The following is a 22,437-nucleotide window of genomic DNA, read 5'->3' as shown; positions in this document are numbered from 1 at the left end:
TTAGTTTGAACGATAATTAAATTTTTGTTTTAGCAATGGCGAGAATTTTTCTTTTTGCAAAAAAGAAATGACGACGTTTGCCGCCCATTTGACGCCATAATACTGCACTACGAATGCCGGCTAAAAGTAACGCACGGATTTTGTTTTGAGTGAGCTGCTGTTTTAATAACTCGGGTTTACCATAAACCTGGATTCGGTGCCCAAGGGGGCTTAGCACCGACGAGTATATATCTGCTAAACCGGCAACAACACTGTCATCGGTAATAGCAAAATGATCTAAACGACGATGAATATCATCAATACGTTTACCTAATTCATTGAGGCTCTTACTATTGGCACTAAGGGCTCGCTCTAACTGCATTAAGCCACCCACGTATTTAACTATTTCAACATCTTTTTGAGCACCGGCACTCAGTTGTGCCATTAATGTTTTATAGCCATCACGCAAATTTTGTGTGCCTTGGTATACATCCTCAGGAGAGGCGGGTGAGGTTTGCACAATACTTGATAACAACGTTGATAAGTCATGTTCATCACAACGACCGTATTGAGCAACCTTTTGTACTTGTTTTGCTACTTGGCACATGGCAGCAAGTGCCATGACTTGATGTTGATTCATTACTTAATCACCGAATCAATAATACCACCGCCTAAACAGACTTCATCAGCGTAAAATACGGCGGATTGTCCTGGGGTAACGGCTTTTTGCGGCTCATCAAACAATACGCGTGCCATACCATCTTCTCCAACGAGTAATGTACAGCTTAAGTCTTCTTGACGGTAGCGAGTTTTAACGGTGCAGCGAGTTGTACCTTGCGGGCCAACACGATCTACCCAGTGTAATTGGTTTGCATTAAGGCCGTTACTGTACAAGCGAGGGTGATCTTTACCTTGACCAACAACAAGAACATTTCGTTCTATATCTTTATCTACCACGTACCATGGTTCGCCCGAGCCTTCTTTCATGCCACCAATTAATAAACCTTTACGCTGGCCAAGGGTGTGATACATCAAGCCTTCATGCTCACCTACATTGTTACCATCGGTGTCTTCAATTACTCCAGGTTGTGCAGGCAAAAACTTTTGCAGAAAATCTTTGAATTTACGCTCGCCAATGAAACAAATGCCGGTGCTGTCTTTTTTATCATGAGTAATTAAATCCTGTTCTTCAGCAATGCGGCGTACTTCTGGTTTGGCAATATCTCCGACAGGAAATAGTGTTTGCGCAATATGCTCATGGCTTAGTGTATACAAAAAGTAGCTTTGATCTTTGTTATCGTCTAGGCCTCGGCACATTACATATTTGTCATCGCGAAGCTCCCGGCGCACATAATGACCAGTTGCAATAAAATCAGCACCAAGTGCTTGCGCAGCAAACTCTAAAAACGCTTTAAATTTTATTTCTTTATTACACATTATATCTGGGTTGGGTGTACGACCCGCTTTGTATTCTGCTAAAAAGTATTCAAATACATTATCCCAGTATTCAGCAGCAAAATTAACGGTATGAAGTTCAATGCCTAACTTGTCACATACAGCTTGTGCATCTTTTAAATCTTCAGCAGCAGCGCAATATTCATCATTGTCATCTTCTTCCCAGTTCTTCATAAACAAGCCTTCTACTTGGTAGCCTTGCTGTTTTAGTAAATATGCAGATACAGAAGAATCAACCCCGCCGGACATACCAACGATGACTTTAATGTGACTATTTTCGCTCATGAATAATTTCGCTTATACAGATTACTGTTAACTTGGAAAGGCCGCGATTATAGCATGTATTTTGTTGGTGCTTAAAGAGAGGATGGGGGATTGAATAGATTTTGTTGTAACTTTTTCCATCCAATGGTTAGTAAGGCGTAGTTTGGTGTGTAATTTACTCATTTTTAGGCTAATGAAAAGGGATGGATTATATTGATGGCTTCATACTTTGTAAGTTGCTTTTGTCGTATTTAATTACGTAGCGCTATTCTTCATTAACAAAACTTTACATTTGAGATTACCTACCATATCTTAATTAGTATCTAAACACGTAAATACTTAAATAACCTAAAATATAATCAATGGAATGAATATATGAATTACGCCTCGCAATCACATTTGGTTAAGTCGTTTGTGCTGGATGCGTCCGAAAAAACGGTGTCAAATCTTACTTTTGAAGACGATTATTCACTACAGCAATTCAAAGAATCAGCTTATAAGTTATTTTATGACATTATAACTGTGCCAGCTCCCTATCTTTATCAAGAGCCTAATCCGATTGTTGAGCTGTTTAGGCTTATAGAATCCTCTTTAGGCTCTTTAAAATCATAACAAAAGGCAATTTTAAGCCAGTTAGAGAAATGGTGGGTAGAGTGGCATTTTGTCGCTTCAATGAATGTATCGCTTGAACGTGAAAACAAAGAACAAGACTATAATGTTATAAGCACTACCCAACACCCTATGCGCAAGCATGAGCTGAGTCATTATGCGCGGTTATTCACGATTCTACCCTTACCGGTATGTGATGTTTGTATGGTAACTGGTGATATTTTAAAAGTGAACCAACGTTTTATTGATGTATTTGGTTACACGTTACAAGACGTACCTAATCTTAATGTTTGGTGGAAATTAGCCTACCCTGAAAAAGATTACAGAACATTTGCACAAACGTTATGGCAGGAGTCACTTGAGCAAGCCAATCAAAATAATGATGATATTCCAGCTAATGATTACAGGATTTCTTGTAAAGATGGCAGTGAGATTGTGATGCAAGTTTCTGGTATCAGTGTTGAAGGAGAATTTATTGCTATATTCAACGATGCTACTGAGCGTTTAAAAACTCAAGAAATACTCAGTGATATGGCGTTTTTAGACTCACTCACTAAAATAGCCAACAGGCGGCGCTTTGATGAAAAACTAACGTCTGAATTTAACAAGTTATCGAACGAGCATCGTGAGCTTTCGATGATCATTATTGATATCGATAATTTTAAAAAGTATAACGACCGATATGGTCATCTCGAAGGAGATAAATGTTTATTTCAAGTTGCGCAAAAATTAGCTGAAACCGTCTGCAGGCCAGAAGATTTTGTAGCGCGATTCGGAGGAGAAGAGTTTGTCGTGCTGTTACCTCAAACAGGTAAGCAAGGGGCATTATTTATTGCCGAACAAATACAAAAATCGATTGAAAAAATGGCCATTCCCCACAAAGACAGCTTTACAGGACTATTGTCTGTCAGTATGGGAATAAACACCATAGAGCATGAACACGATAGCGATCATGCACAATTTTTTAAACAAGCAGATAACGCACTTTATTACGCGAAAAAACAAGGAAGAAATTGTATTGCGTTAGCTACAGATAATTAACGCAACTTGATGGTTAATTATCAATATCTTTGAATTCTCCGCTATTTATTCCCTCTAGCGTGTATTTACCGATACTGTAGCGAATTAAACGCAAAGTAGGATGGCCAACATGAGCTGTCATACGTCTAACTTGACGGTTTCTGCCTTCGTTAATTGTAATACTTAGCCATGATGTAGGTATTGATTTACGCTCTCGCACTGGAGGAGTCCTTGGCCAAAGCGCTGGTTCATCCATTAAAGATACTTCAGCGGGTAAGGTGATGCCATCTTTTAGTTCGACACCTTTATTTAAAGCATCGATAGATGCTTGTGTTGGGGTCCCTTCAACCTGAACCCAATAGGTTTTGTTGGTTTTTTTACCAGGCGCTGTGAGCGTATTTTGTAACTTGCCGCAGTTTGTTAATAACAACAACCCTTCGCTGTCCCTGTCTAAACGACCTGCTGCGTAAACATCTTTTATAGGAATAAAATCAGCCAATGTTTGCCTATTTTGATCGTCAGTGAACTGGCAAAGAACATCATAAGGTTTATTAAATAAAATGACTTTTTTATCGCTCTGCGCTATTGCCGGCTTTATTGGTCTTTTTACTGTCCTTTTATTGATACCACTTCGAGAGTAAGTACGGCCTGTATTGCGCTTACCCTTTGAGGAGGGCGAATGTTCAGTTTTATGCTTCATTAAATACACCGTGCAGGTTTAGGTAAACCCGCAATTTTAGTTGCTTGTTTGGCTGGCCCTTTAGGAAAAAGTTTGTATAAGTACATGCTGTTCCCTTTATCCTCACCGAGTGCTTTAGCCATGGCTTTGACTAACATTCTAATGGCTGGACTAGTGTTATATTCAAGATAAAACTCTCGCACAAAGTTAACAACTTCCCAATGCTGCTCAGTTAATGTGATGTTTTCTTGCTCTGCAATAACATTGGCTAACTCTTTTGACCAAACAGTATGATCTAGCAAATAACCTTGTTTATCAGTGTCTATTGTTTGATTATTAAATTCCAACATGGTTCACCAAGTAATTGATTGTTTTGCAGTTAAACTGAGGGTAACGAACTCATCATAGCTAATTGCTTTGTCGTTCATATTTAATGATATATCTCGAGCTTCTGCATCATCTTTTAAAATATAAAGTGAGTCAGCAAATTGTCTATATTGCCCTTTTGCAAAGCAAGCGTCACCCACGAGTAAAACACTGTCTGTGAGCATAATTAGATTGTCTAAGCTGTGGGTACTGTAGTAATTCAGTGGTTTTGAAAAAATATGTAAAGTACTCATAGGGTCACCACATGCTGCTGATTGTGAATTAACTGTTTTTGGGCATTAAAGTTTACTATGTTTGCCTCAATGAGTAGTTCACTTTTACTTAAACCATAATCAATCAGTGACTTTTCACAAACGTAAATATTTTCAACATCATAGATTTCCAACATTTTAATGTTTTTAAAAAAATCTTTGATACCTAAACTATTTGGCTTTTGGTTTTTTTTAAGCGCTAACACAGCTGGGCCGCTAAACAACCAGCTAATATTTTGATCTACGGCAGCAAAAATAAGGGTCATATCAAGTGCATCGCGGATATGCATGTCATCAAATGGACTTGACTGACTAATTACGAGTACATTAATCATTTAAATTGTATCCATTTATCTGCTTCACTGGCCAGCATGGCAAATTCAGCTAAGCCTGCAACAGCAAATGCGCCGGTATTCTTTATATCTAAGCCTCGCTTTTCAGCCGCAGTAACGCATAACATTAGATTTATATTTTTTTCAGCCAGTTGCTGCCAAAGCGAGGGAGTACTTAACTCATCTGAGGCTAACTCAAAATGAGTTGAAGCATGATAAATAGCATCTTGGTATAAAAATAACGCATCAACGCTATGTCCCTGCGCTAGGCAGGCATGAGCAAACTTAACAATACGTTGAGTGGTATCGTGATCTGATGGTGGAGTATGTAAAGAAAGTACAAAGCGTGCCAAAACTATTCCAATAAAAAAGCCCCAATAAAGGGGCTATTTTAACAGAACTATTTAATTAGTCATTATTTGCGCCAAGTAAGGCAAGTAATGAAGTAAATAGGTTATATACGCTAAGGTATAAAGATACAGTTGCACGGATATAATTTGTTTCGCCGCCGTTAATGATTCTGCTCGTATCGAACAAAATCAGGCCAGACATGATTAATACAACTGCTGCGTTTAGAACCATAAACATTAACGAGCTACCTAAGAAAATATTTACAATACTTGCCACGATAACCACAATTAAGCCTACAGTTAAAAAGCCACCCATGAATGAGAAGTCTTTTTTAGTGTTAAGTGCATAAGCAGATAAACCAAAGAAGATTAACGCCGTAGAACCTAGCGCTTGCATAATTAGCATAGGGCCATTAGGTAATTGTGCGTAGTGATTTAGTAGAGGGCCTAAGCCGGCTCCCATTAATCCTGTAAACGCAAACACCCAAAATACACCAGATGCTGTATCTGCTTTTTTATTTACAACAAAAAGTAGACCAAATGAAACTAGTGTGAATACAAGTCCCATAAAGTAAGGTAATTGCAGTGCCATTGAAATACCGGCAGTGACTGCACTAAATGCAAGTGTCATTGCAAGTAAGAAATAAGTGTTTTTAAGCACTTTGTTTGTTTCAATGGTCGACATTACCGGCTTTGCAGTATTGTACGATTGATTAAACGCCATTGTAGAGCTCCTGTAAGTGAAACTAAGTAGTTCCTGTAATTTAACTAAAATTAGATTACCAACTCTTATATGTTTGGGCAAACCTTTGTAGATCAATAGACAACTAAATTTAAATAAAAGTTCATTTGGCGGTTAGGATTTGCTCTCATTGCTTTATGTTTAAACAAATTAGTTGTTTTTTAATCACTTGAACAAAAAAATGAAAAAAAAGCTTCCAAAAGTCCAAGGGTTTCCCTATTATTCAGGCCGTGCGGAGAGATGGCAGAGTGGTCGAATGCACCGGTCTTGAAAACCGGCAGGGGTTTATAGCCCCTCTAGGGTTCAAATCCCTATCTCTCCACCACCTTATTAAAATAATTATGAGTACACTCTTACTTGTAGTTTATGCACTTTCGGAGAGATGGCAGAGTGGTCGAATGCACCGGTCTTGAAAACCGGCAGGGGTTTATAGCCCCTCTAGGGTTCAAATCCCTATCTCTCCACCATTATCAGATAAGCCCGCGATTTGCGGGCTTTTTTGTGCCTCATATTCGCTATACCTTTTTAAAAACCAAGCATATTCAGTTAAAAAATACGACCATAGTCTCTATTTATAAGCTTTGGCTCTTAGTGCATGCTTAGAAATTAAAGATTTATGTTTTTGTTAAGGATCTTACAATGAAACATCAACTCGCAAAAAGCGTCGCACTTTCATTATTATCTCCCGTTATTATTGGCAGTATGTTGGGGATTTACTACGCATTGACTATGCGTGGTGACGCTGTTTCTATTTTTTTAGGACTATTAATGACCGCTATTGCTAACGCGCACATAGTGGGTTTAACTATGGCCGCGTTTGTAGTGCCGGGTTATTTACTTATGTTTAAGTATTCTAAGGTAAATTATTCTGGAGTATTAACACTGGGCTTGCTGGGTGGCGCTATTTTTAGTTATCTTTTGAGCGCCACTACAGGCGAGATCTTTTTAATCAATAGTGTGATGTCAGGGTTTGCCGCTGGACTGTTTTTATTCGGCCTGCGTAAATCGGTACAAAGTTAATTGCGGAATATTTAATCAAGTGTGTCGTAAAACCATGTAATTTCCTTTTTTTTACCCGCAAAAGGTTTCAATTTTTAGTGACAAAGAGTACCTTTAGCTACTGTATGTTTAATAAGAAGTAGTTTGGTATGCAAAAGCACGATTTTTACCAGTCATTAGTTAAGCAAACTGAATCGCTGATAGGCGGTGAATCAAACATAATTGCCAATATGGCAAATATAAGCGCGCTGTTATTTACCTCTTTAGAAGATGTAAATTGGGCGGGCTTTTATTTTATGGATTCACCATCAGAATTGGTACTTGGTCCATTTCAAGGCAATCCAGCTTGTATTCGTATTCCAGTAGGAAAAGGGGTATGTGGCACTGCTGCGGCGACCGAGCAAACCCAATTAATTTCAGATGTGCATGCTTTTGACGGTCATATAGCCTGTGATGCAGCATCAAATTCTGAGATAGTTGTACCTATCATGAAAAATGGATCTGTATTTGCGGTACTAGACATAGATAGCCCAAGTATTGGCCGATTTGATACTGATGACCAAGCAGGGCTTGAAGCACTTGTAAAATGCTTAGAGGCTAGCCTGTAATGAAAGACTTGCTAAATGTTCAAGACTACCTTTTTGCCGTTCAAGATGTTGGTGATTGGGAAGGGGATGAAGAACATGTAGCGGAAACGCTCAATGATTTGATTCACATGGCATGGGATCGTCTACCTGATGATTTAGACTGTGATTCAATTGATGAAATTATAAATGGTATTTGGGAACATTTACGTGGTGATATGGCTGTGATTGAAGCTGACTTTGAAGAGTTAGCCGATTGGTGTATCCACTATGTTGATTCTGCCCTTGATGAAAAGATGTGATTAAATAGGTTCTAAAATGGAAACCACAAACAAGCTAAAAGATATTAATGAAGTATTGGAGTTCTTATATCAAGAATTTCCACAATGTTTTAAACAAAAAGAGGGCATTCAGCCGCTTAAAGTAGGTATTTTTAAAGATATCGCTGAGCGTATTGAAGGCTCTGAAAAAGTTAGTAAGACACAAGTTCGTCAAGCACTTAGAAAATACACATCTAACTGGCGCTACCTTGAAGCGGTTACTAAATCTGAATTTAGAATCGATCTTGACGGAAATCAAGGCGAAAAAGTTGAGCAAGAGCATATTGACCACGCACAAAAAGCGTTGGAAGAAAGCCGTGCTAAAATGGCAAAGCGTAAAAAGCAGCAACGCCCTCGTCAAGATTCAGAAGCAAAATCTTTCAAAAAGAAACCAGCTAACGCGGCTAAAAATTCATCGGCTGCAGCAAAGCCTGCAAAAGCCGCTGCGCCTAAGCGTTCAGGAAAAGTTGAACCTTTACCAGCAGGCGAGGTCAAGGTTAATAACAAGGTTAAAGTTAAACTTGGCCAAGCACTTGTTAATGCAGTAATCACTGAAGTAAACAAAGACGATGTTCACGTTGAATTAGTGACCGGTATGCAAGTAAAAACCAAAGCCGACAGCTTATACATCATTTAAGTTGCGAAAAAAATTAAGGAGTTGTGTATGAGTAAAAAGTTTACGCTCATTCCGTTAGTTGCTGCGCTGTTTTCAGGTTCATTATTGGCTGCAGTAGAGCCGGTAACATTAGAAGACTTACCTTTGCTCAAGCAAGAAAGTCAGCACGGTACAGCCAGTAAACGAGTGGCTAATCTATTTACTCGTTCGCATTACACACCTGTTCGATTTAACGATGAGCTTTCAAGTAAAGTGTTTGATCGTTACATCGAATCCCTTGATTTTAATAAAAGCGTGTTTTTGAAAAGCGATATTGACTCTTTTGAGCAATATCGTGAGAGTTTCGATAACGCGCTTATTAGCGGCAAGTTAGGCTTTACATTTGATATTTTCAACTTAAGCCTTAAACGTCGTTTTGAACGTTACGAATTTTCGCTTTCACTACTTGAAAATGAAATGACGTTCGACACTGAAGATGAATATTTTTATGACCGTGAAGATGCTCCATGGGCGACCACGCAAGCTGAATTAGATGAAATTTGGCGCGAGCGAGTAAAATATGATGCATTACGGTTAAAAATGACAGGTAAAGATTGGCCTGGCATAAAAGACGTTTTAACCAAGCGTTATAAAAATGCAGAGAAGCGTCTTGTACAATCAAAATCTGAAGATGCATTTCAAATTGTAATGAATTCACTTGCACGTAGTATTGAAGCACATACTTCATACTTATCTCCACGTCGTGCAGAACAGTTCAAAATGGATATGGATCTTGAGCTTGAAGGGATTGGTGCAGTATTAACGCCTGATGAAGACTACACGGTAATTCGTAGTTTAGTGCCTGGAGGCCCGGCAGACAAATCTGAGCAAATTAAAGCCGATGACCGCATTATTGGTGTGGCTCAAGATGGCGAAGAGTTTGTTGATGTAATTGGCTGGCGTTTAGATGATGTGGTTGATTTAATAAAAGGTCCTAAGGGTACTAAAGTGCGTTTGCAATACCTAAAGGGTGCAGATGCTCACGGTACGCCAAAAGTGGTTGAAATTACCCGTGATAAAATTCGTCTAGAAGACAGAGCTGCCAAATCAGAAGTATTTGAAGCCAGTTATTCTGATTTAACCAGCAAAATTGGTGTAATAGAAATCCCTGGTTTTTACAATAACTTATCTAAAGATGTAAAAGTTGAGTTGGCTAAACTCAAAGAACAAAACGTAGACGGAATTATTATTGATTTACGTCAAAATGGCGGCGGTTCATTATATGAAGCTACGCAGTTATCAGGTTTGTTTTTTGATCAAGGTCCAGTAGTACAAATTCATACTTTAAACAACCGTATTGAAGAACAAAAAGACCGTGACGGCATTACTTATTATGATGGCCCACTCACAGTGCTTGTTGATAGATACAGCGCATCCGCGTCTGAAATTTTTGCCGCAGCTATGCAAGATTATGGCCGCGCCGTTATCATTGGTGAGCAAACCTTTGGTAAAGGGACCGTGCAGCAGCATAAAGGTTTAGCGCGTGCTTATGACTTATACGATAATCCATTAGGTAGTGTGCAATATACAATTGCAAAGTTTTACCGCATTAATGGTGGTAGTACACAGCATAAAGGGGTGATCCCAGATATTACGTTCCCATCGGCTATTGACCCTGCTGAGTGGGGGGAAAGTAAGCAAGATAATGCACTACCATGGGATAGCATAGTACAAGCGAAGTATAAGCAAATAGGGCGTTTAAACCCTGTTATAAATGTGCTTGAAAAACAGCACAATGAGCGAATTAAAACTGAACCTGAATTTAATTATGTGTTTGAGGATATCGCTCGTTACAACGAAGAAAAAGATCGTAAAACAATTTCTTTAGTCGAGAAAAAGCGCATTGAAGAAAAAGAAGAAAATGAAGCGCGAGCACTAGCACGCACTAACGAGCGTTTAAAGCGTTTAGGCAAACAACCTGTTGAAAACTTGGATGATGTGCCTGAGGTAATTGAAGAGCTTGACCCATTTCTTGAAGAAGCAGCTCTTATTACGCAAGATTATATCAAATATGGCCGCGTAGCTAAGCGCTAAATTCAGCTTCACTTTGTAAAAAAAAAGGCGCCTAGGCGCCTTTTTTACTATCGATAATTTGCTAAATTGTTATAATCGCGGATTACCAAAAGTTGAGCTAGATCAATAGTGCTCAATAAATGCGCGTACGTGCTAATAAAAATAATCAACATGCATCGAATGTGTGTAGGAGTCTATATTTTGAAGCCAATTGAAGAAAAACCACTAAAAAGTGCCTCGTTTTTTGATGCACTCATTCCAATTGCTGTATTAATTTGTTTATTAGGTGCCGCTGTGTACTTATTTGGTGATGACTCATCGTCAGGTCCCAATCAAATTGCCTTGTTATTTGCAACATTCGCTGCGGCGTTAATTGGTTTAAAAAATGGCTACACATGGAAAAAATTAGAAGATGCAATGATTGAGGGGATCACCTTATCTCTTAGTGCGATTTTAATCTTACTCATGGTAGGGGCATTAATCGGAACTTGGCTATTATCAGGAACCGTTCCGACATTAATTTATTACGGTCTACAAATTATCAATCCCAGCTGGTTTTACGCCGCGAGTTGTTTAATTTGTGGCATTGTAGCAATGAGTATTGGTAGTTCATGGACTACAGCAGCAACTATAGGTGTTGCGTTACTCGGTGTTGCTTCAGGACTGGGTTTAGAGCCGACAGTTACCGCGGGTGCTGTAATATCAGGCGCTTATTTTGGCGATAAGCTTAGTCCATTATCTGAAACCACCAATTTAGCTCCAGCCGTTGCTGGTGCAGACTTGTTTGAACATATTCATCATATGCTTTGGACTACAGTACCTAGCTTTGTAATTGCATTAATCATCTTTGTTTTCATGGGCTTTAACGCGACAGCAGCGGGAGAGGCTGGTCAAATAGACCAAATAACTGCAATTCTTCAGCAAAACTTTAACATTGGCTTAGAAATGTTGGTGCCGTTAATTGTATTACTCGTACTTGCTATTCGAAAAATGCCAGCGTTTCCTGCCATTTCTATTGGTGCTGTCATTGGCGCGGTGTGGGCCATGCTATTTCAATCGGACTTAATTGCTAGCCAAATAGACATGACTCAGGGTGAGTTTGTCGGTTATTTTAAACTGGTTTGGACCACCTTTTTTGATGGCTTCACGATTAACACGGGCGATGCGAAAATGGACTCGTTACTGAGCGGCGGCGGTATGTCTGGCATGCTAACAACCACATGGTTGATCATGACAGCACTGATGTTTGGTGCGATTATGGAAAAAACGGGTCTACTTGATATATTTGTTAAAAGTATTCTAAAAATAGCAAAAAGCACTGGCTCTCTTATCGCCTCCACTATTGCAACGTGTATTGGTACCAATGTTATTGCTGCCGATCAGTATATTGCCATTGTGGTACCTGGGCGGATGTTTAAAGAAGAATACAAAAAGCGTGGCTTAAAGCCTGTTAACTTATCACGTACTCTAGAAGATGGCGGTACAATTACTAGCCCACTGATACCTTGGAATACGTGTGGTGCGTATATGCAAAGTGTTTTATTAATCAATCCGTTTGACTATGCGCTTTATGCTTTCTTTAACCTTATAAATCCTTTCTTAGCCGTGATTTACGCTTACTTAGGAATTAAGATACTACGTATTAAACCTAAACAAACGGCTTAATTTAAGTAGCTCCTTTTATCACTAAAAGGGGCTATTTTTTTGGAGTGAACATGACTGAACTACAAAAACCTCAAGCAGAATATCTAAAAGACTACCAAGCCCCCCATTTTTCAATCGAACACACTGAGCTGACGTTTGATTTACAGCCATTACAAACTCAGGTAAATGCTTTATTAACACTTAAGCGCGTTGGCGATTCAAATGCACCACTGGTATTAGATGGCATTGACTTAACTTTGATCTCATTGTCGGTAGAGGGTGAGGAGCTCACAGATTATAAAATTATAAATCAGCAATTAATCATTAATAATCTACCTGATGAGTGTCAGCTAAGTATAGTGACGCAAACATCACCGCAAACCAATACTTCACTTGAGGGGTTGTACTTATCGGGCGGGGCTTACTGTACCCAATGTGAAGCGCAAGGGTTTAGAAAAATAACCTACTATATGGACCGTCCTGATGTCCTTTCTACTTTTGATGTCACTATAATTGCAGATACAATATTCCCACATTTACTTTCAAATGGTAATCAAGTTGATAGCGGTGAAACGCAAGATGGACGCCATTTTGTAAAATGGCAAGACCCATTCAAAAAGCCTAGCTATTTGTTTGCATTAGTAGCTGGGGACTTTGATGTTTTACACGACAAATACACAACACGTAGTGGTAAAGACGTCACCTTAGCGTTATTTGTTGATAAAGGAAATTTACCAAAAACAGAGCATGCCATGACGTCGCTTAAAAAAGCGATGGCTTGGGATGAAGCTCGCTTTAATTTAGAGTACGACCTTGATATTTACATGATTGTTGCCGTTGATTTTTTCAATATGGGAGCAATGGAAAATAAAGGCTTAAATATTTTCAACAGTAAATGTGTGTTGGCAAATCAAGAAACGGCAACCGATAAAGATTACCACACTATTGAGTCTATTGTTGGCCATGAGTACTTTCATAACTGGACCGGAAATCGTGTAACTTGTCGTGACTGGTTTCAATTGTCTTTAAAAGAAGGCTTGACGGTATTTCGAGATCAAGAATTTAGTAGTGATTTAGGCTCTCGTGCGCTTAATAGAATTGATGCTGTAAAAGTGATGCGTACTCATCAGTTTAGTGAAGATGCCGGTCCTATGGCTCATCCGATACGTCCAGAAAAAGTGATTGAAATGAATAACTTTTACACTGTGACTGTATATGACAAAGGGGCAGAAGTAATTCGCATGATGCATACCCTTTTAGGTGAGCAAAACTTTCAAAAAGGCATGGCTTTGTACTTCGAACGCCATGATGGGCAAGCGGTGACGTGTGATGATTTTGTTGCAGCAATGAGTGATGCATCATCCATTGATTTATCACAATTTAAGCGTTGGTATAATCATTGTGGTACGCCTCGCCTAAACGTAACTAAAAAGTATGATGAAGCTTCGCAAATATTCTCGCTTACCGTAGAGCAGCTTACGCCAGCGAACCAGCCTGATAATGCAATGTTACATATCCCTTTTGCTATTGAGCTTTTAGACTCTCAGGGGCAAAGTATTACATTGCAATACCAAGGGAAGCAGCTTGATAATGTGTTGGATGTAACTAATAGCTCGCAAACATTTTACTTTGATAATATTCACAGTAATCCAACCGCGGTATTGCTCGAAGATTTTTCAGCCCCATGTATTTTAAATCAATCTATTAGTGAAGCGGATTTACTGCATATTATGCGTTTTGCGCGTAGCGATTTTTCACGCTGGGATGCACAACAGCAGTTATTTATTAACGCACTTAAAGCCAATGTTACTTCAGCAAGTAAAACTCCATTGAGTGAGGAGGTGATTGATGCACTTCGCACATTGCTATCTCAACGTGAGGGTGATTTAGCATTGATTGCTGAACTGTTGAAGTTACCAAGTTTTGATACCTTAGCTGCTGAATTTGAAATAATACCGGTAGATCAGATAACGGCAAACATTGAGTTATTTGAACAGCAAATAGCCACACAATTGCACAGTGAGTTTTTAAGTTGTTACCAGGCAATCATTGATGATGGTAGTGTGAGTGCCCAAGCGGTGGCAATACGTGCGCTGAAACAGCTTTGCCTTCATTACTTGGCAAAAACCGACAGTGTTGATGCGGCAAGTTTAATTGAGCAGGCTGCATCTTCAACAAATATGACCAATGTACTCGGTGCATTAAGCAGTGTGGTTAAAGCAGCTCACCCATTGTCAGATCAATTGCTCGAGCATTTTGACGCTCAATGGCGCCATGATGTATTAGTAATGGATAAGTGGTTTGCTTTGCAAGCAATGAACTCTGCTGAAGATGCTATCGAGAAAATAAAAGCCTTGTACTCGCATCCTTGCTTTGATTTTTCGAATCCAAACCGAGTACGTGCATTAGTGGGCAGCTTTTCTCATTTTAATACGGCACAGTTTCATCGTTTAGATGGCAAGGGCTATACATTACTTGGCGATTTATTGATTAAGCTTAATGCGATTAACCCGCAAAATGCATCTCGAATGTTAACGCCGTTTATGTCGTGGCGTCGTTATGACGAAAGGCGTGCAACTGCAATGAGAGCACAATTAGAGCGATTAGCTAATTTAGAAGGTTTAAGCGACGACTTATTTGAAAAGGTTGAAAAAGCCTTACAATAAATCATGATAGAACATTATTTTAGTATGAATTTGAGCTATACAAAGTGCATGGATTATTACCATGGACGGTATAGCTCTATCCAAGTGACAGCTGATAGCGGTAAAACAATTCGTTTTTCCGCTCATTATCTTCGACCTTTTATTTCGAGTTTAGGGATCCGAGGTCGATTTAGACTTATTTTAAGTAATGAAAACAAGTTCATCCGTCTCGAACGAGTAGCCTAGCTATTGTTTTTTATGATATAGATATACACAAATATTGCCTTTTTGTTAATTTCGATTTGTCCTATTGTTAATTTACGTGTATAAATTATCTGGTATGACGTCTTACCAATACGTAACGTCAAACAAATAAAAAACTTATAACTGATTGAAGGCGACCATTTGTAATTTGTTTAATTCGCTTCTATCGTTACGATTACACTAAAAACAATAACTTGATCACACAAAAAATACCCGCGACAGGGGGGAACCAAAATGATAAGAAGATCGCTTTTTGTTAAAAATAAAATAGTACTCGGCTTAACAGCTGCGGCTATCGGTTTATCTGCAGCACAGACACAGGCTGCAACATTTGAGGTAGGTGGTTTTGATATCGCCTTCGATTCTACTTTTTCTTATGGCCAAAGTATTCGTGTTGAAGACCGCGACTTTAACATCATAGGTAAAAGTAATAACCCATCTTTCGATTGGACTGGCTATAACCCAGGTGTCAATCCGATTTATTCATCCCAAGATGTTTGGGCTCAACCGGGCTCTTACTCGAACAATGGCGATGCCGGTGATTTAAACTTTAATAGCGGCGAGTCTTTCTCCAAACTATTAAAGGGCACGCATGACCTTTCAATAAGTAAAGATAACTACGGCTTATTTACCCGTTTTATGTATTTTTATGATTTTGAATTAATGGACGGTGATCGTGCTTATGTGAATCCAACATCAGGGCAAGGCGTAGATCCTTGTGATGATGATGATACTAAAGAGCAAAGTTGTGCAGACCTTCGGTTACTTGATGCCTACGTATGGGCAAACTTTGATTTAAACGATGGTTATAATCCACTGTCAATTCGCTTGGGTCAACAAGTAGTAAACTGGGGTGAAAGTACGTTAATTTCTCATGGTATTAACGTAAATCCGGTGGATATAGACCGTTTGAAAGCTCCAGGGGCTGAACTAAAAGAAGCGTTTATTCCAGTTGGTATGTTGTGGGCATCGCTAGGGCTTACTGAAAACATCACCTTAGAAGGTTTTTATCAGTATCAATGGCATGAAACTCGCCTACCAGCAGCAGGGACTTATTTTTCTACCAATGATTTTGCTGCAGAAAATGGTTATCAACAAAACGTTCAGCTAGGTTTTACCTCAAATCCTGATATTGATTTAGCATTTTTAACCAATAGTTTAAACAATCTAATGGCAACTTATGGCCAAGTGGCTGCGAGCCAAGGTATTGACCCATCAAGCTCAGCTGGCCAAGAGCTATTGGCAAATATGTACTTAGCGTACCCTACCAAGGTCGCGCTAAAAGGCAAAGGCTACGATGGCAAAACAGAGCCAGATGATGGCGGCCAATATGGTTTACGCCTAGGCATGTTCTTACCCGAGTGGAACGATACAGAAGTGGCACTTTACCATGTAAATTACCATAGCCGTCGTCCACTTATTTCAGGTCGCGTATCTAACTTCACGCAAGCATCAATACAACAAGATTTAGCGATGATTGCTACCACAGAAATTACCTCTGATAACGTATCTGATTTAAAAGCATTTGCTAAAGCAACTAACGAGTACCCTGAAGATATTAAACTTTACGGTTTAAGCTTTAACACTTCACTTGGTGAAACAGCGTTTGCTGGTGAGTTTACTTTTCGTGAAGACGAACCGCTACAAATCGATGACGTAGAATTACTTTATGCAGCAATGCCTGAACAATTAGCTATTGCGGGTTTACGTCCTGAGTTTGCAGGTATTTCGCAAATGAGTAAAGGTGATGCTGCAAGTGTTGTCGGCCCTGGTGAATTAGCCAAAGGTTATATTGAGCGCAATACATCACAATTACAGTTTACGGCAACGCATTTATTTGGCCCGTCATTAGGTGCTGATAGTTGGGCTGTGGTGGGTGAAATTGGTGGTGTTCGTATCAACAATATGCCTGAATACGATGAAATGCGCTTGAATGTGTCTGGTACTGGTCGAAGCGGTATCATGCAAGGCCCTGGTAGTTCAGATTACTCTGCATTACACATGGCGTTATCAAATGGCCCTGAGCAAAAATCGTTTGCTACGGCTTCATCGTGGGGCTATCGCCTAATTGCTAAAGGTGACTACTTTAACCTTTACAACGGTATTAACTTTTCACCACGTTTTGTATTTTCGCATGATGTAAATGGTAATACGCCGGATCCAATGTTCTTATTCATTGAAGATCGTAAGTCGCTAGGTGCTACCATGAGCTTTAATTACCAAAATGCATGGTCTTTGGATGTAAGTTACAACTCATTTTGGGGTGGTGGCGACACCAACACTTTCTCTGACCGAGATTACGTTTCTTTTAACTTAAAATATTCTATCTAGGGGTAACATTATTATGATTAAAAAACCTACCCTCATTGCTACAGCGTTTTGTAGTTTGTTTGCCAGTCACGCAGCGCTGGCTAAAATTAGCCCAGAAGAGGCTGCGCGCCTTGGTAAAGACTTAAGCCCAATTGGTGCGGAAAAAGCAGCGAATACTGATGGCTCAATCCCAGCATGGAATGGCGGTATTACTGCTGCTCCAGCAGGTTATGAACCGGGTATGCACCACTTAGACCCTTATGCAACCGATAAAGTATTATTCACTATTGATAAAAGTAATATTGATAAATACAAAGAAAACTTAAGCCCAGGACAAATCGCGTTATTTGAAGCGTACCCAGATACGTTTAAAATGCCAGTGTATGAAACCCGTCGTTCTGCGTCTTTTCCACAATTTGTGTACGATGCAACCAAAAAGTTTGCAACGTCTGCTGAATTAGTTGAAGGCGGAAATGGTATTAAAAGTACAGCTATTGGTATTCCATTTCCAATCCCTAAAACGGGTTTAGAAGCAATTTGGAACCATTTACTTCGTTACCGTGGTCAGTCTATTGAGCGTTTTGGTGGTCAGGCAGCACCGACGGCATCGGGTTCATATAACTATGTTGGTTTTGATGAGCAGTTATTAGTTAAGTATTCAGATCCAAGTGCTACTCCGGCTGAATTACAAGATTCTAATATTTTGTTTAAGTTTAAACAGCAAGTGACAGAGCCAGCCCGTTTGGCAGGGACCGCGTTATTGGTGCATGAAACTATGGATCAAATTTTAACGCCGCGCCAAGCGTGGACGTACAATTCAGGTCAGCGCCGTGTGCGTCGTGCTCCTAATGTAGCATACGATGCACCGGGTACAGCAGCAGATAGCTTACGTACAACTGATGACTTTGATATGTTCAATGGCTCGCCAAATCGTTATAACTGGACGCTAAAAGGTAAGCAAGAGCTTTACATCCCATATAATAGCTACAAGCTTCACAGCGACAAGCTAACTTATGATGATATTTTAAAGCCTGGCCATATCAACCCTGAGCATACACGTTACGAAAAACACCGTGTATGGGTTGTTGAAGCAAACTTAAAAGATGACACCCGTCATATTTACAAAAAACGTGTTTTCTACATTGACGAAGACAGTTGGCAAGTTCATGTTACCGATATTTACGATAGTCGTGACCAACTTTATCGTGTAGCAATGGCTTATGGTCTTAACTACTATGAAGTACCGACACAGTGGAGTACGCTTGAGGTATACCACGATCTTAATTCACGTCGCTACTTAGCCATTGGTCTAGATAACCAAGAAAAGATGTATGACTTTTCTCAGTCATTTAATGACAATGAGTTTACATCGAGCGCTTTACGTCGCGCTGGCAGATAGTATAAAAGCAGGCACCTAGTTTCCTAGGTGCCTTTTTTCTTTCACATCGCGTTTGTCTATTAACGCACAGGTTTTCCTCTTTATAACAGACAAACAAATCCTCAGTTCAAGGCGAATTTAATTTATGAAGTATTTGGTCTATGCCAGCCTGATCCTAAGCGGTGCGAGTTTTGCACAAGACGCACCTCAAAGTGCGATTAGCGCAATTAATGCAGATAAAACACTCCTTACCGATATTACCCAAACTTCAGCAGGGCTTATTGCTGTAGGTAAACATGGGACGGTCATTAAAAGTATTGATGGTAGCGATTGGCAACAAGCGAAATTGGTACCTACACAAGTATTACTAACAGCGGTTGAATTTACTAATGATTCTAATGGCTGGGCATGTGGACATGACGCCACAATTATTAATACCACCGATGGTGGTGAAAACTGGCAGTTACAACAAGCAAAACCAAGTTTAGATAAACCCTGTTTAGATATTTATTTTAAAGATGACTTAAATGGCTATGCGGTTGGCGCTTACGGTATGTTTTATCAAACAAGTGATGGCGGAAAACATTGGCAAAAACGCTTTTTAGATTCACTGTTATTTAGTGAAGATAGAGATTATTTAAATGATTTAAAACAAACCGATCCTGAGGGTTACGAAATAGAAACCTCGTCTATATTACCTCACTTTAATCGCATTGAACCGACTAGTTCGGGTTTAATGCTGGTCGGTGAGATGGGCTTAATGGCAAAAAGTGATGACGATGGCCAAACATGGCAACGTTTAGATGAAATTTACCCTGGTTCATTTTTTGGATTTGCTTCAGATTCATCGCAACAAATTGTTGCGGGGTTACGTGGTAATATTTTCCTAAATAAAACCGACAGTCAGCACTGGCAGCACTTAGACAATGATAAAACAGCTACTGTAAATAGCATCATTAATTATAATAATAAACAATGGCTATTATTGGCTAATAGCGGTGTTATTTTTCACCTTAAAGATGATGTGTTGTCGTACGAGCAGTTGGCTGATGGTAAAGCGATTCTTGATGGCGTGATTGTTAAAGATAAACTGATCATGGCAACAGAAAACGGCATTAAAGTGAAGGAGTTGACCCCTTAATGCAAGCAATTTTAGATTTTTTAGAAAAAGCGATTTTTAGACACCGCTTAGTGGTGCTCATAAGTTTTGTGTTGATCACCTGTTTATTGGTTTTTAAAGCAACGCAGATTCAGCTTGATGCGTCATTTAATAAAAATATTCCGCTTAACCATGATTATATGAAGGTGTACACCAAACATGAAAAACAGTTTGGCGGCGCTAATAGTATTTTAATTTCAGTATGTGATGACAGTGGTGATATTTTTAACCCTGAATTTTTTACTCAATTAAAAGCTGTGCATGACCAACTTTACTTTATTCCAGGAGTAAATCGTCCTTTAGTAAATTCAATATTTTCACCTAGTGCGCGCTTTGTTGAAGTCGTTGAAGACGGCTTTGCTGGCGGGCCTATTATACCAGCCAACTTTAAAGCCGATAAGCAAGGCTTAGGAATTGTTAAAGAGAACATTGAAAAGGCCAAAGTAGTGGGTCGTATGATAGCAAGCGATTATTCGTGTGCTATGGTCACCGCCCAACTGTTGGAGACTGATCCGCAAACACAAGAAAAATTAGACACTCTCGCTTTTGCAAAAAAATTAGAAAGCGAAATTCGTGAGCCTCTAAGTACCGAAAAGATCAGTATTCATATTATTGGTTTTGCAAAAATGGCCGGCGATATAGCCGAGGGCGCAAAAGGGGTTGTATTATTTTTTGCCATTGCAATTGCGTTTACTTTTGTCATGGTATGGCTATTTTGTGGCAGCTTAAAACTTACTATCTTACCGATTGTGTGTTCAATTATTGCGGTAATTTGGCAGTTAGGATTGCTTTCTAGCTTAGGCTTCGGTCTTGATCCTATGTCTATCTTAGTGCCATTTTTAGTCTTCGCTATTGGCGTAAGCCACGGTGTGCAGATGATTAATGCCATTGGTAAAAAGGTTGCTGAAGGTAAGTCTACAGCAATATGTTGCCAATCAAGCTTTAGGGCTTTACTTGTGCCTGGCGGGATTGCGTTGTTATCTGATACGGTTGGCTTTTTAACCCTATTAACCATTGATATCGGTATTATTCGTGAACTTGCTATTACTGCGAGTTTAGGTGTGGCAGTGATTATATTTACTAATCTGATTTTGTTGCCAGTGTGGGCGTCGTATATGCGCTTTGAAAACAGCATCCATATTCAATCAGGTGATGCTAATAAACCGAACATACTCGATGCAATGCGCGATTTGTTGGTTAAAGCAACCGACCCAAAAACAGCAAAAATGATTATTGGTTTCACTCTGGTTTTATTTGCACTGGGCTATTGGCAAGCAGACAAAATGCGTATTGGTGATTTACATGCTGGGGCACCATCATTGCACCAAGATGCACGTTACAACCAAGATACTTTCTTAATATCGGACAAATACACTATTTCTTCGGATATTTTAAAAGTCATCGTGGAAGCATATCCTGCTGCGTGTACCGAGCATGACGTCATGGAGCGTATATCGCGCTTTCAGTATAAGGTTGAAAATTTAGCTGGTGTACAATCAGCGGTCAGCCTAAGCTCAGTGGCACAGTCGGTTAATGCCGGTTATAACGAGGGTAATTTAAAGTGGCAAAGTTTGCCGCGCAATTCTGCCAGTTTAGTGCAGTCAACCTCTCGCGTTGAAACCAGCACAGGGTTATTAAACGGTGATTGTTCAGTAATGCCCGTGATTATATTTTTAGATGATCACAAAGCACAAACTATTGATAACGTGATTGCAAAGGTAAAACAATTTGCTGTCGAAGAGGGCACAGACAAGCTTGCTTTCAAATTGGCATCAGGCCCTGTAGGTGTGATGGCTGCAACGAATGAGTCTGTTTCAGCTGCGCAAATCCCTATGATGCTCTATGTTTATGGGGCGGTCATTATTTTATGCTTACTTAGTTTTAAGAGCGTAAAAGCGACTATTGCAGTGGTATTACCCTTGTACATAGTCTCTACTCTTGCGCAAGCACTTATGGTTCAGCTTGAGATTGGTCTAACTGTTTCAACCTTACCAGTAATTGCTTTGGGCGTAGGTATTGGTGTTGATTACGGTATTTATATTTTGTCATCGATGATGGGGCAGTTAAAACAAAACGTGCCATTGAGTATTGCTTATCGTAATGCATTAGTTGAACGTGGTAGTGCGGTGTTATTTACTGGTATTACATTAGCAATTGGTGTTAGTACGTGGATTTTTTCTGATTTGAAGTTCCAAGTTGATATGGGAATTCTGCTTACCTTCATGTTTTTAGTAAATATGTTGGGTGCTGTATTACTTTTACCTGCAATTGGTAGCTTGCTCTGGACTGACCAGAAAAAATAAGGTGAATAAATTTGCTCCAAAATGGCCAGTAATGGCCATTTATATCTATATTTTGTGAATAGATGACCAAATAGCTGAAATGCTTAAAATGTTTT

The 22,437-nt window shown here is 39.5% G+C and carries 20 protein-coding genes, 2 tRNA genes and 1 pseudogene; 15 read left to right on the top strand and 8 right to left on the bottom strand.

Going from position 1 to position 22,437, the window contains the following annotated elements:
• Positions 1-16 precede the first annotated feature (16 nt).
• Positions 17-619: a high frequency lysogenization protein HflD gene (hflD, locus tag ACNSN3_RS07710; RefSeq protein ID WP_055012553.1), complete on the bottom strand. Its 603-nt coding sequence runs from the start codon at positions 617-619 to the stop codon at positions 17-19.
• On the bottom strand, positions 619-1,719 hold the full coding sequence (mnmA, locus tag ACNSN3_RS07705) for a tRNA 2-thiouridine(34) synthase MnmA (RefSeq protein ID WP_010390175.1): 1,101 nt from the start codon (positions 1,717-1,719) through the stop codon (positions 619-621). The genes hflD and mnmA overlap by 1 nt, the downstream gene beginning before the upstream one ends.
• Positions 1,720-2,073: 354 nt before the next feature.
• Here mnmA and ACNSN3_RS07700 point away from each other — a divergent pair.
• Positions 2,074-3,348: pseudogene (locus ACNSN3_RS07700) on the top strand (diguanylate cyclase).
• A gap of 13 nt (positions 3,349-3,361) precedes the next feature.
• On the opposite strand, the gene ACNSN3_RS07695 reads toward ACNSN3_RS07700, so the two are convergent.
• Genes ACNSN3_RS07695 through ACNSN3_RS07670 form a run of 6 tightly spaced genes read right to left on the bottom strand, consistent with a single transcriptional unit; the run spans position 3,362 to position 6,050 of the window.
• A complete protein-coding gene (locus ACNSN3_RS07695; RefSeq protein WP_418609015.1) occupies positions 3,362-4,027 on the bottom strand; it encodes a pseudouridine synthase in 666 nt (221 codons plus the stop codon).
• On the bottom strand, positions 4,027-4,356 hold the full coding sequence (locus tag ACNSN3_RS07690; RefSeq protein ID WP_010390172.1) for a TusE/DsrC/DsvC family sulfur relay protein: 330 nt from the start codon (positions 4,354-4,356) through the stop codon (positions 4,027-4,029). Before ACNSN3_RS07690 ends, ACNSN3_RS07695 begins: the two co-directional genes overlap by 1 nt.
• Before the next feature lie 3 nt (positions 4,357-4,359).
• Positions 4,360-4,626 (bottom strand): DsrH/TusB family sulfur metabolism protein, encoded by a 267-nt coding sequence (locus ACNSN3_RS07685; RefSeq protein WP_010390171.1) that lies wholly within the window; start codon positions 4,624-4,626, stop codon positions 4,360-4,362.
• Positions 4,623-4,979 (bottom strand): sulfurtransferase complex subunit TusC, encoded by a 357-nt coding sequence (gene tusC, locus ACNSN3_RS07680; RefSeq protein ID WP_024603060.1) that lies wholly within the window; start codon positions 4,977-4,979, stop codon positions 4,623-4,625. Before tusC ends, ACNSN3_RS07685 begins: the two co-directional genes overlap by 4 nt.
• Positions 4,976-5,329: a sulfurtransferase complex subunit TusD gene (tusD, locus tag ACNSN3_RS07675; protein WP_054201015.1), complete on the bottom strand. Its 354-nt coding sequence runs from the start codon at positions 5,327-5,329 to the stop codon at positions 4,976-4,978. The genes tusC and tusD overlap by 4 nt, the downstream gene beginning before the upstream one ends.
• 55 nt (positions 5,330-5,384) lie before the next feature.
• Positions 5,385-6,050: a Bax inhibitor-1/YccA family protein gene (locus ACNSN3_RS07670; protein ID WP_008112034.1), complete on the bottom strand. Its 666-nt coding sequence runs from the start codon at positions 6,048-6,050 to the stop codon at positions 5,385-5,387.
• 252 nt (positions 6,051-6,302) lie between these two features.
• On the opposite strand from ACNSN3_RS07670, the gene ACNSN3_RS07665 reads away from it, so the two are divergent.
• The 14 genes from ACNSN3_RS07665 to ACNSN3_RS07600 all read left to right on the top strand — a co-directional run bounded on the left by ACNSN3_RS07665 (position 6,303) and on the right by ACNSN3_RS07600 (position 22,342).
• Positions 6,303-6,393 (top strand) — tRNA-Ser (locus ACNSN3_RS07665).
• Positions 6,394-6,444: 51 nt separating this feature from the next.
• Positions 6,445-6,535: transfer RNA gene (locus tag ACNSN3_RS07660), tRNA-Ser, on the top strand.
• Between the two features lie 172 nt (positions 6,536-6,707).
• Entirely contained in the window at positions 6,708-7,088 is a 381-nt protein-coding gene (locus tag ACNSN3_RS07655; protein ID WP_008112036.1) for a hypothetical protein, read from the top strand.
• 128 nt (positions 7,089-7,216) lie between these two features.
• Positions 7,217-7,675, top strand: coding sequence for a GAF domain-containing protein (locus ACNSN3_RS07650; protein WP_054201014.1), 459 nt, complete (start codon positions 7,217-7,219; stop codon positions 7,673-7,675).
• A complete protein-coding gene (locus ACNSN3_RS07645) occupies positions 7,675-7,953 on the top strand; it encodes a hypothetical protein (RefSeq protein WP_010390163.1) in 279 nt (92 codons plus the stop codon). The genes ACNSN3_RS07650 and ACNSN3_RS07645 overlap by 1 nt, the downstream gene beginning before the upstream one ends.
• Before the next feature lie 16 nt (positions 7,954-7,969).
• Positions 7,970-8,608, top strand: a complete 639-nt coding sequence (gene proQ / locus ACNSN3_RS07640) for an RNA chaperone ProQ (RefSeq protein WP_010390161.1) — start codon at positions 7,970-7,972, stop codon at positions 8,606-8,608.
• Positions 8,609-8,635: 27 nt separating this feature from the next.
• Positions 8,636-10,660, top strand: coding sequence for a carboxy terminal-processing peptidase (prc, locus tag ACNSN3_RS07635; protein ID WP_418609010.1), 2,025 nt, complete (start codon positions 8,636-8,638; stop codon positions 10,658-10,660).
• Positions 10,661-10,819: 159 nt separating this feature from the next.
• Positions 10,820-12,304: a Na+/H+ antiporter NhaC gene (gene nhaC / locus ACNSN3_RS07630; protein WP_041709519.1), complete on the top strand. Its 1,485-nt coding sequence runs from the start codon at positions 10,820-10,822 to the stop codon at positions 12,302-12,304.
• A gap of 50 nt (positions 12,305-12,354) precedes the next feature.
• Positions 12,355-14,949: an aminopeptidase N gene (gene pepN / locus ACNSN3_RS07625; protein ID WP_418609008.1), complete on the top strand. Its 2,595-nt coding sequence runs from the start codon at positions 12,355-12,357 to the stop codon at positions 14,947-14,949.
• A 3-nt stretch (positions 14,950-14,952) separates the two neighbouring features.
• On the top strand, positions 14,953-15,174 hold the full coding sequence (locus tag ACNSN3_RS07620) for a DUF2835 domain-containing protein (RefSeq protein WP_010390154.1): 222 nt from the start codon (positions 14,953-14,955) through the stop codon (positions 15,172-15,174).
• 252 nt (positions 15,175-15,426) lie between these two features.
• Complete coding sequence (locus tag ACNSN3_RS07615; protein ID WP_054201010.1) at positions 15,427-17,523, top strand: DUF1302 domain-containing protein; 2,097 nt, start codon at positions 15,427-15,429, stop codon at positions 17,521-17,523.
• Positions 17,524-17,536: 13 nt separating this feature from the next.
• Complete coding sequence (locus ACNSN3_RS07610; RefSeq protein WP_418609007.1) at positions 17,537-18,901, top strand: DUF1329 domain-containing protein; 1,365 nt, start codon at positions 17,537-17,539, stop codon at positions 18,899-18,901.
• Between the two features lie 124 nt (positions 18,902-19,025).
• On the top strand, positions 19,026-20,021 hold the full coding sequence (locus tag ACNSN3_RS07605; protein ID WP_054201009.1) for a WD40/YVTN/BNR-like repeat-containing protein: 996 nt from the start codon (positions 19,026-19,028) through the stop codon (positions 20,019-20,021).
• Positions 20,021-22,342 carry an efflux RND transporter permease subunit gene (locus ACNSN3_RS07600; protein ID WP_290167623.1) on the top strand — a complete coding sequence of 774 codons (2,322 nt, stop codon included), beginning with the start codon at positions 20,021-20,023 and terminating at the stop codon, positions 22,340-22,342. Before ACNSN3_RS07605 ends, ACNSN3_RS07600 begins: the two co-directional genes overlap by 1 nt.
• Positions 22,343-22,437 lie beyond the last annotated feature (95 nt).

The organism is Pseudoalteromonas sp. US3C1004 (genome assembly GCF_048401065.1).
Classification (GTDB): Bacteria; Pseudomonadota; Gammaproteobacteria; order Enterobacterales; family Alteromonadaceae; genus Pseudoalteromonas; species Pseudoalteromonas undina.
Note: the sequence above shows the minus strand (reverse complement) of the source record. Positions and strands in the feature narration are given on the sequence as shown.

Excerpts from the sequence above, each read along its gene's own strand:
- hflD (WP_055012553.1), bottom strand. The coding sequence starts at position 619 with ATGAATCAACATCAAGTCATGGCACTTGCTGCCATGTGCCAAGTAGCA.
- ACNSN3_RS07645 (WP_010390163.1), top strand. The coding sequence starts at position 7,675 with ATGAAAGACTTGCTAAATGTTCAAGACTACCTTTTTGCCGTTCAAGAT.
- pepN (WP_418609008.1), top strand. The coding sequence starts at position 12,355 with ATGACTGAACTACAAAAACCTCAAGCAGAATATCTAAAAGACTACCAA.
- tusC (WP_024603060.1), bottom strand. The coding sequence starts at position 4,979 with ATGATTAATGTACTCGTAATTAGTCAGTCAAGTCCATTTGATGACATG.
- ACNSN3_RS07620 (WP_010390154.1), top strand. The coding sequence starts at position 14,953 with ATGATAGAACATTATTTTAGTATGAATTTGAGCTATACAAAGTGCATG.
- mnmA (WP_010390175.1), bottom strand. The coding sequence starts at position 1,719 with ATGAGCGAAAATAGTCACATTAAAGTCATCGTTGGTATGTCCGGCGGG.
- ACNSN3_RS07615 (WP_054201010.1), top strand. The coding sequence starts at position 15,427 with ATGATAAGAAGATCGCTTTTTGTTAAAAATAAAATAGTACTCGGCTTA.
- ACNSN3_RS07695 (WP_418609015.1), bottom strand. The coding sequence starts at position 4,027 with ATGAAGCATAAAACTGAACATTCGCCCTCCTCAAAGGGTAAGCGCAAT.
- ACNSN3_RS07685 (WP_010390171.1), bottom strand. The coding sequence starts at position 4,626 with ATGAGTACTTTACATATTTTTTCAAAACCACTGAATTACTACAGTACC.
- proQ (WP_010390161.1), top strand. The coding sequence starts at position 7,970 with ATGGAAACCACAAACAAGCTAAAAGATATTAATGAAGTATTGGAGTTC.
- ACNSN3_RS07600 (WP_290167623.1), top strand. The coding sequence starts at position 20,021 with ATGCAAGCAATTTTAGATTTTTTAGAAAAAGCGATTTTTAGACACCGC.
- nhaC (WP_041709519.1), top strand. The coding sequence starts at position 10,820 with ATGTGTGTAGGAGTCTATATTTTGAAGCCAATTGAAGAAAAACCACTA.
- ACNSN3_RS07610 (WP_418609007.1), top strand. The coding sequence starts at position 17,537 with ATGATTAAAAAACCTACCCTCATTGCTACAGCGTTTTGTAGTTTGTTT.
- ACNSN3_RS07650 (WP_054201014.1), top strand. The coding sequence starts at position 7,217 with ATGCAAAAGCACGATTTTTACCAGTCATTAGTTAAGCAAACTGAATCG.
- ACNSN3_RS07655 (WP_008112036.1), top strand. The coding sequence starts at position 6,708 with ATGAAACATCAACTCGCAAAAAGCGTCGCACTTTCATTATTATCTCCC.
- prc (WP_418609010.1), top strand. The coding sequence starts at position 8,636 with ATGAGTAAAAAGTTTACGCTCATTCCGTTAGTTGCTGCGCTGTTTTCA.
- ACNSN3_RS07605 (WP_054201009.1), top strand. The coding sequence starts at position 19,026 with ATGAAGTATTTGGTCTATGCCAGCCTGATCCTAAGCGGTGCGAGTTTT.
- ACNSN3_RS07670 (WP_008112034.1), bottom strand. The coding sequence starts at position 6,050 with ATGGCGTTTAATCAATCGTACAATACTGCAAAGCCGGTAATGTCGACC.
- ACNSN3_RS07690 (WP_010390172.1), bottom strand. The coding sequence starts at position 4,356 with ATGTTGGAATTTAATAATCAAACAATAGACACTGATAAACAAGGTTAT.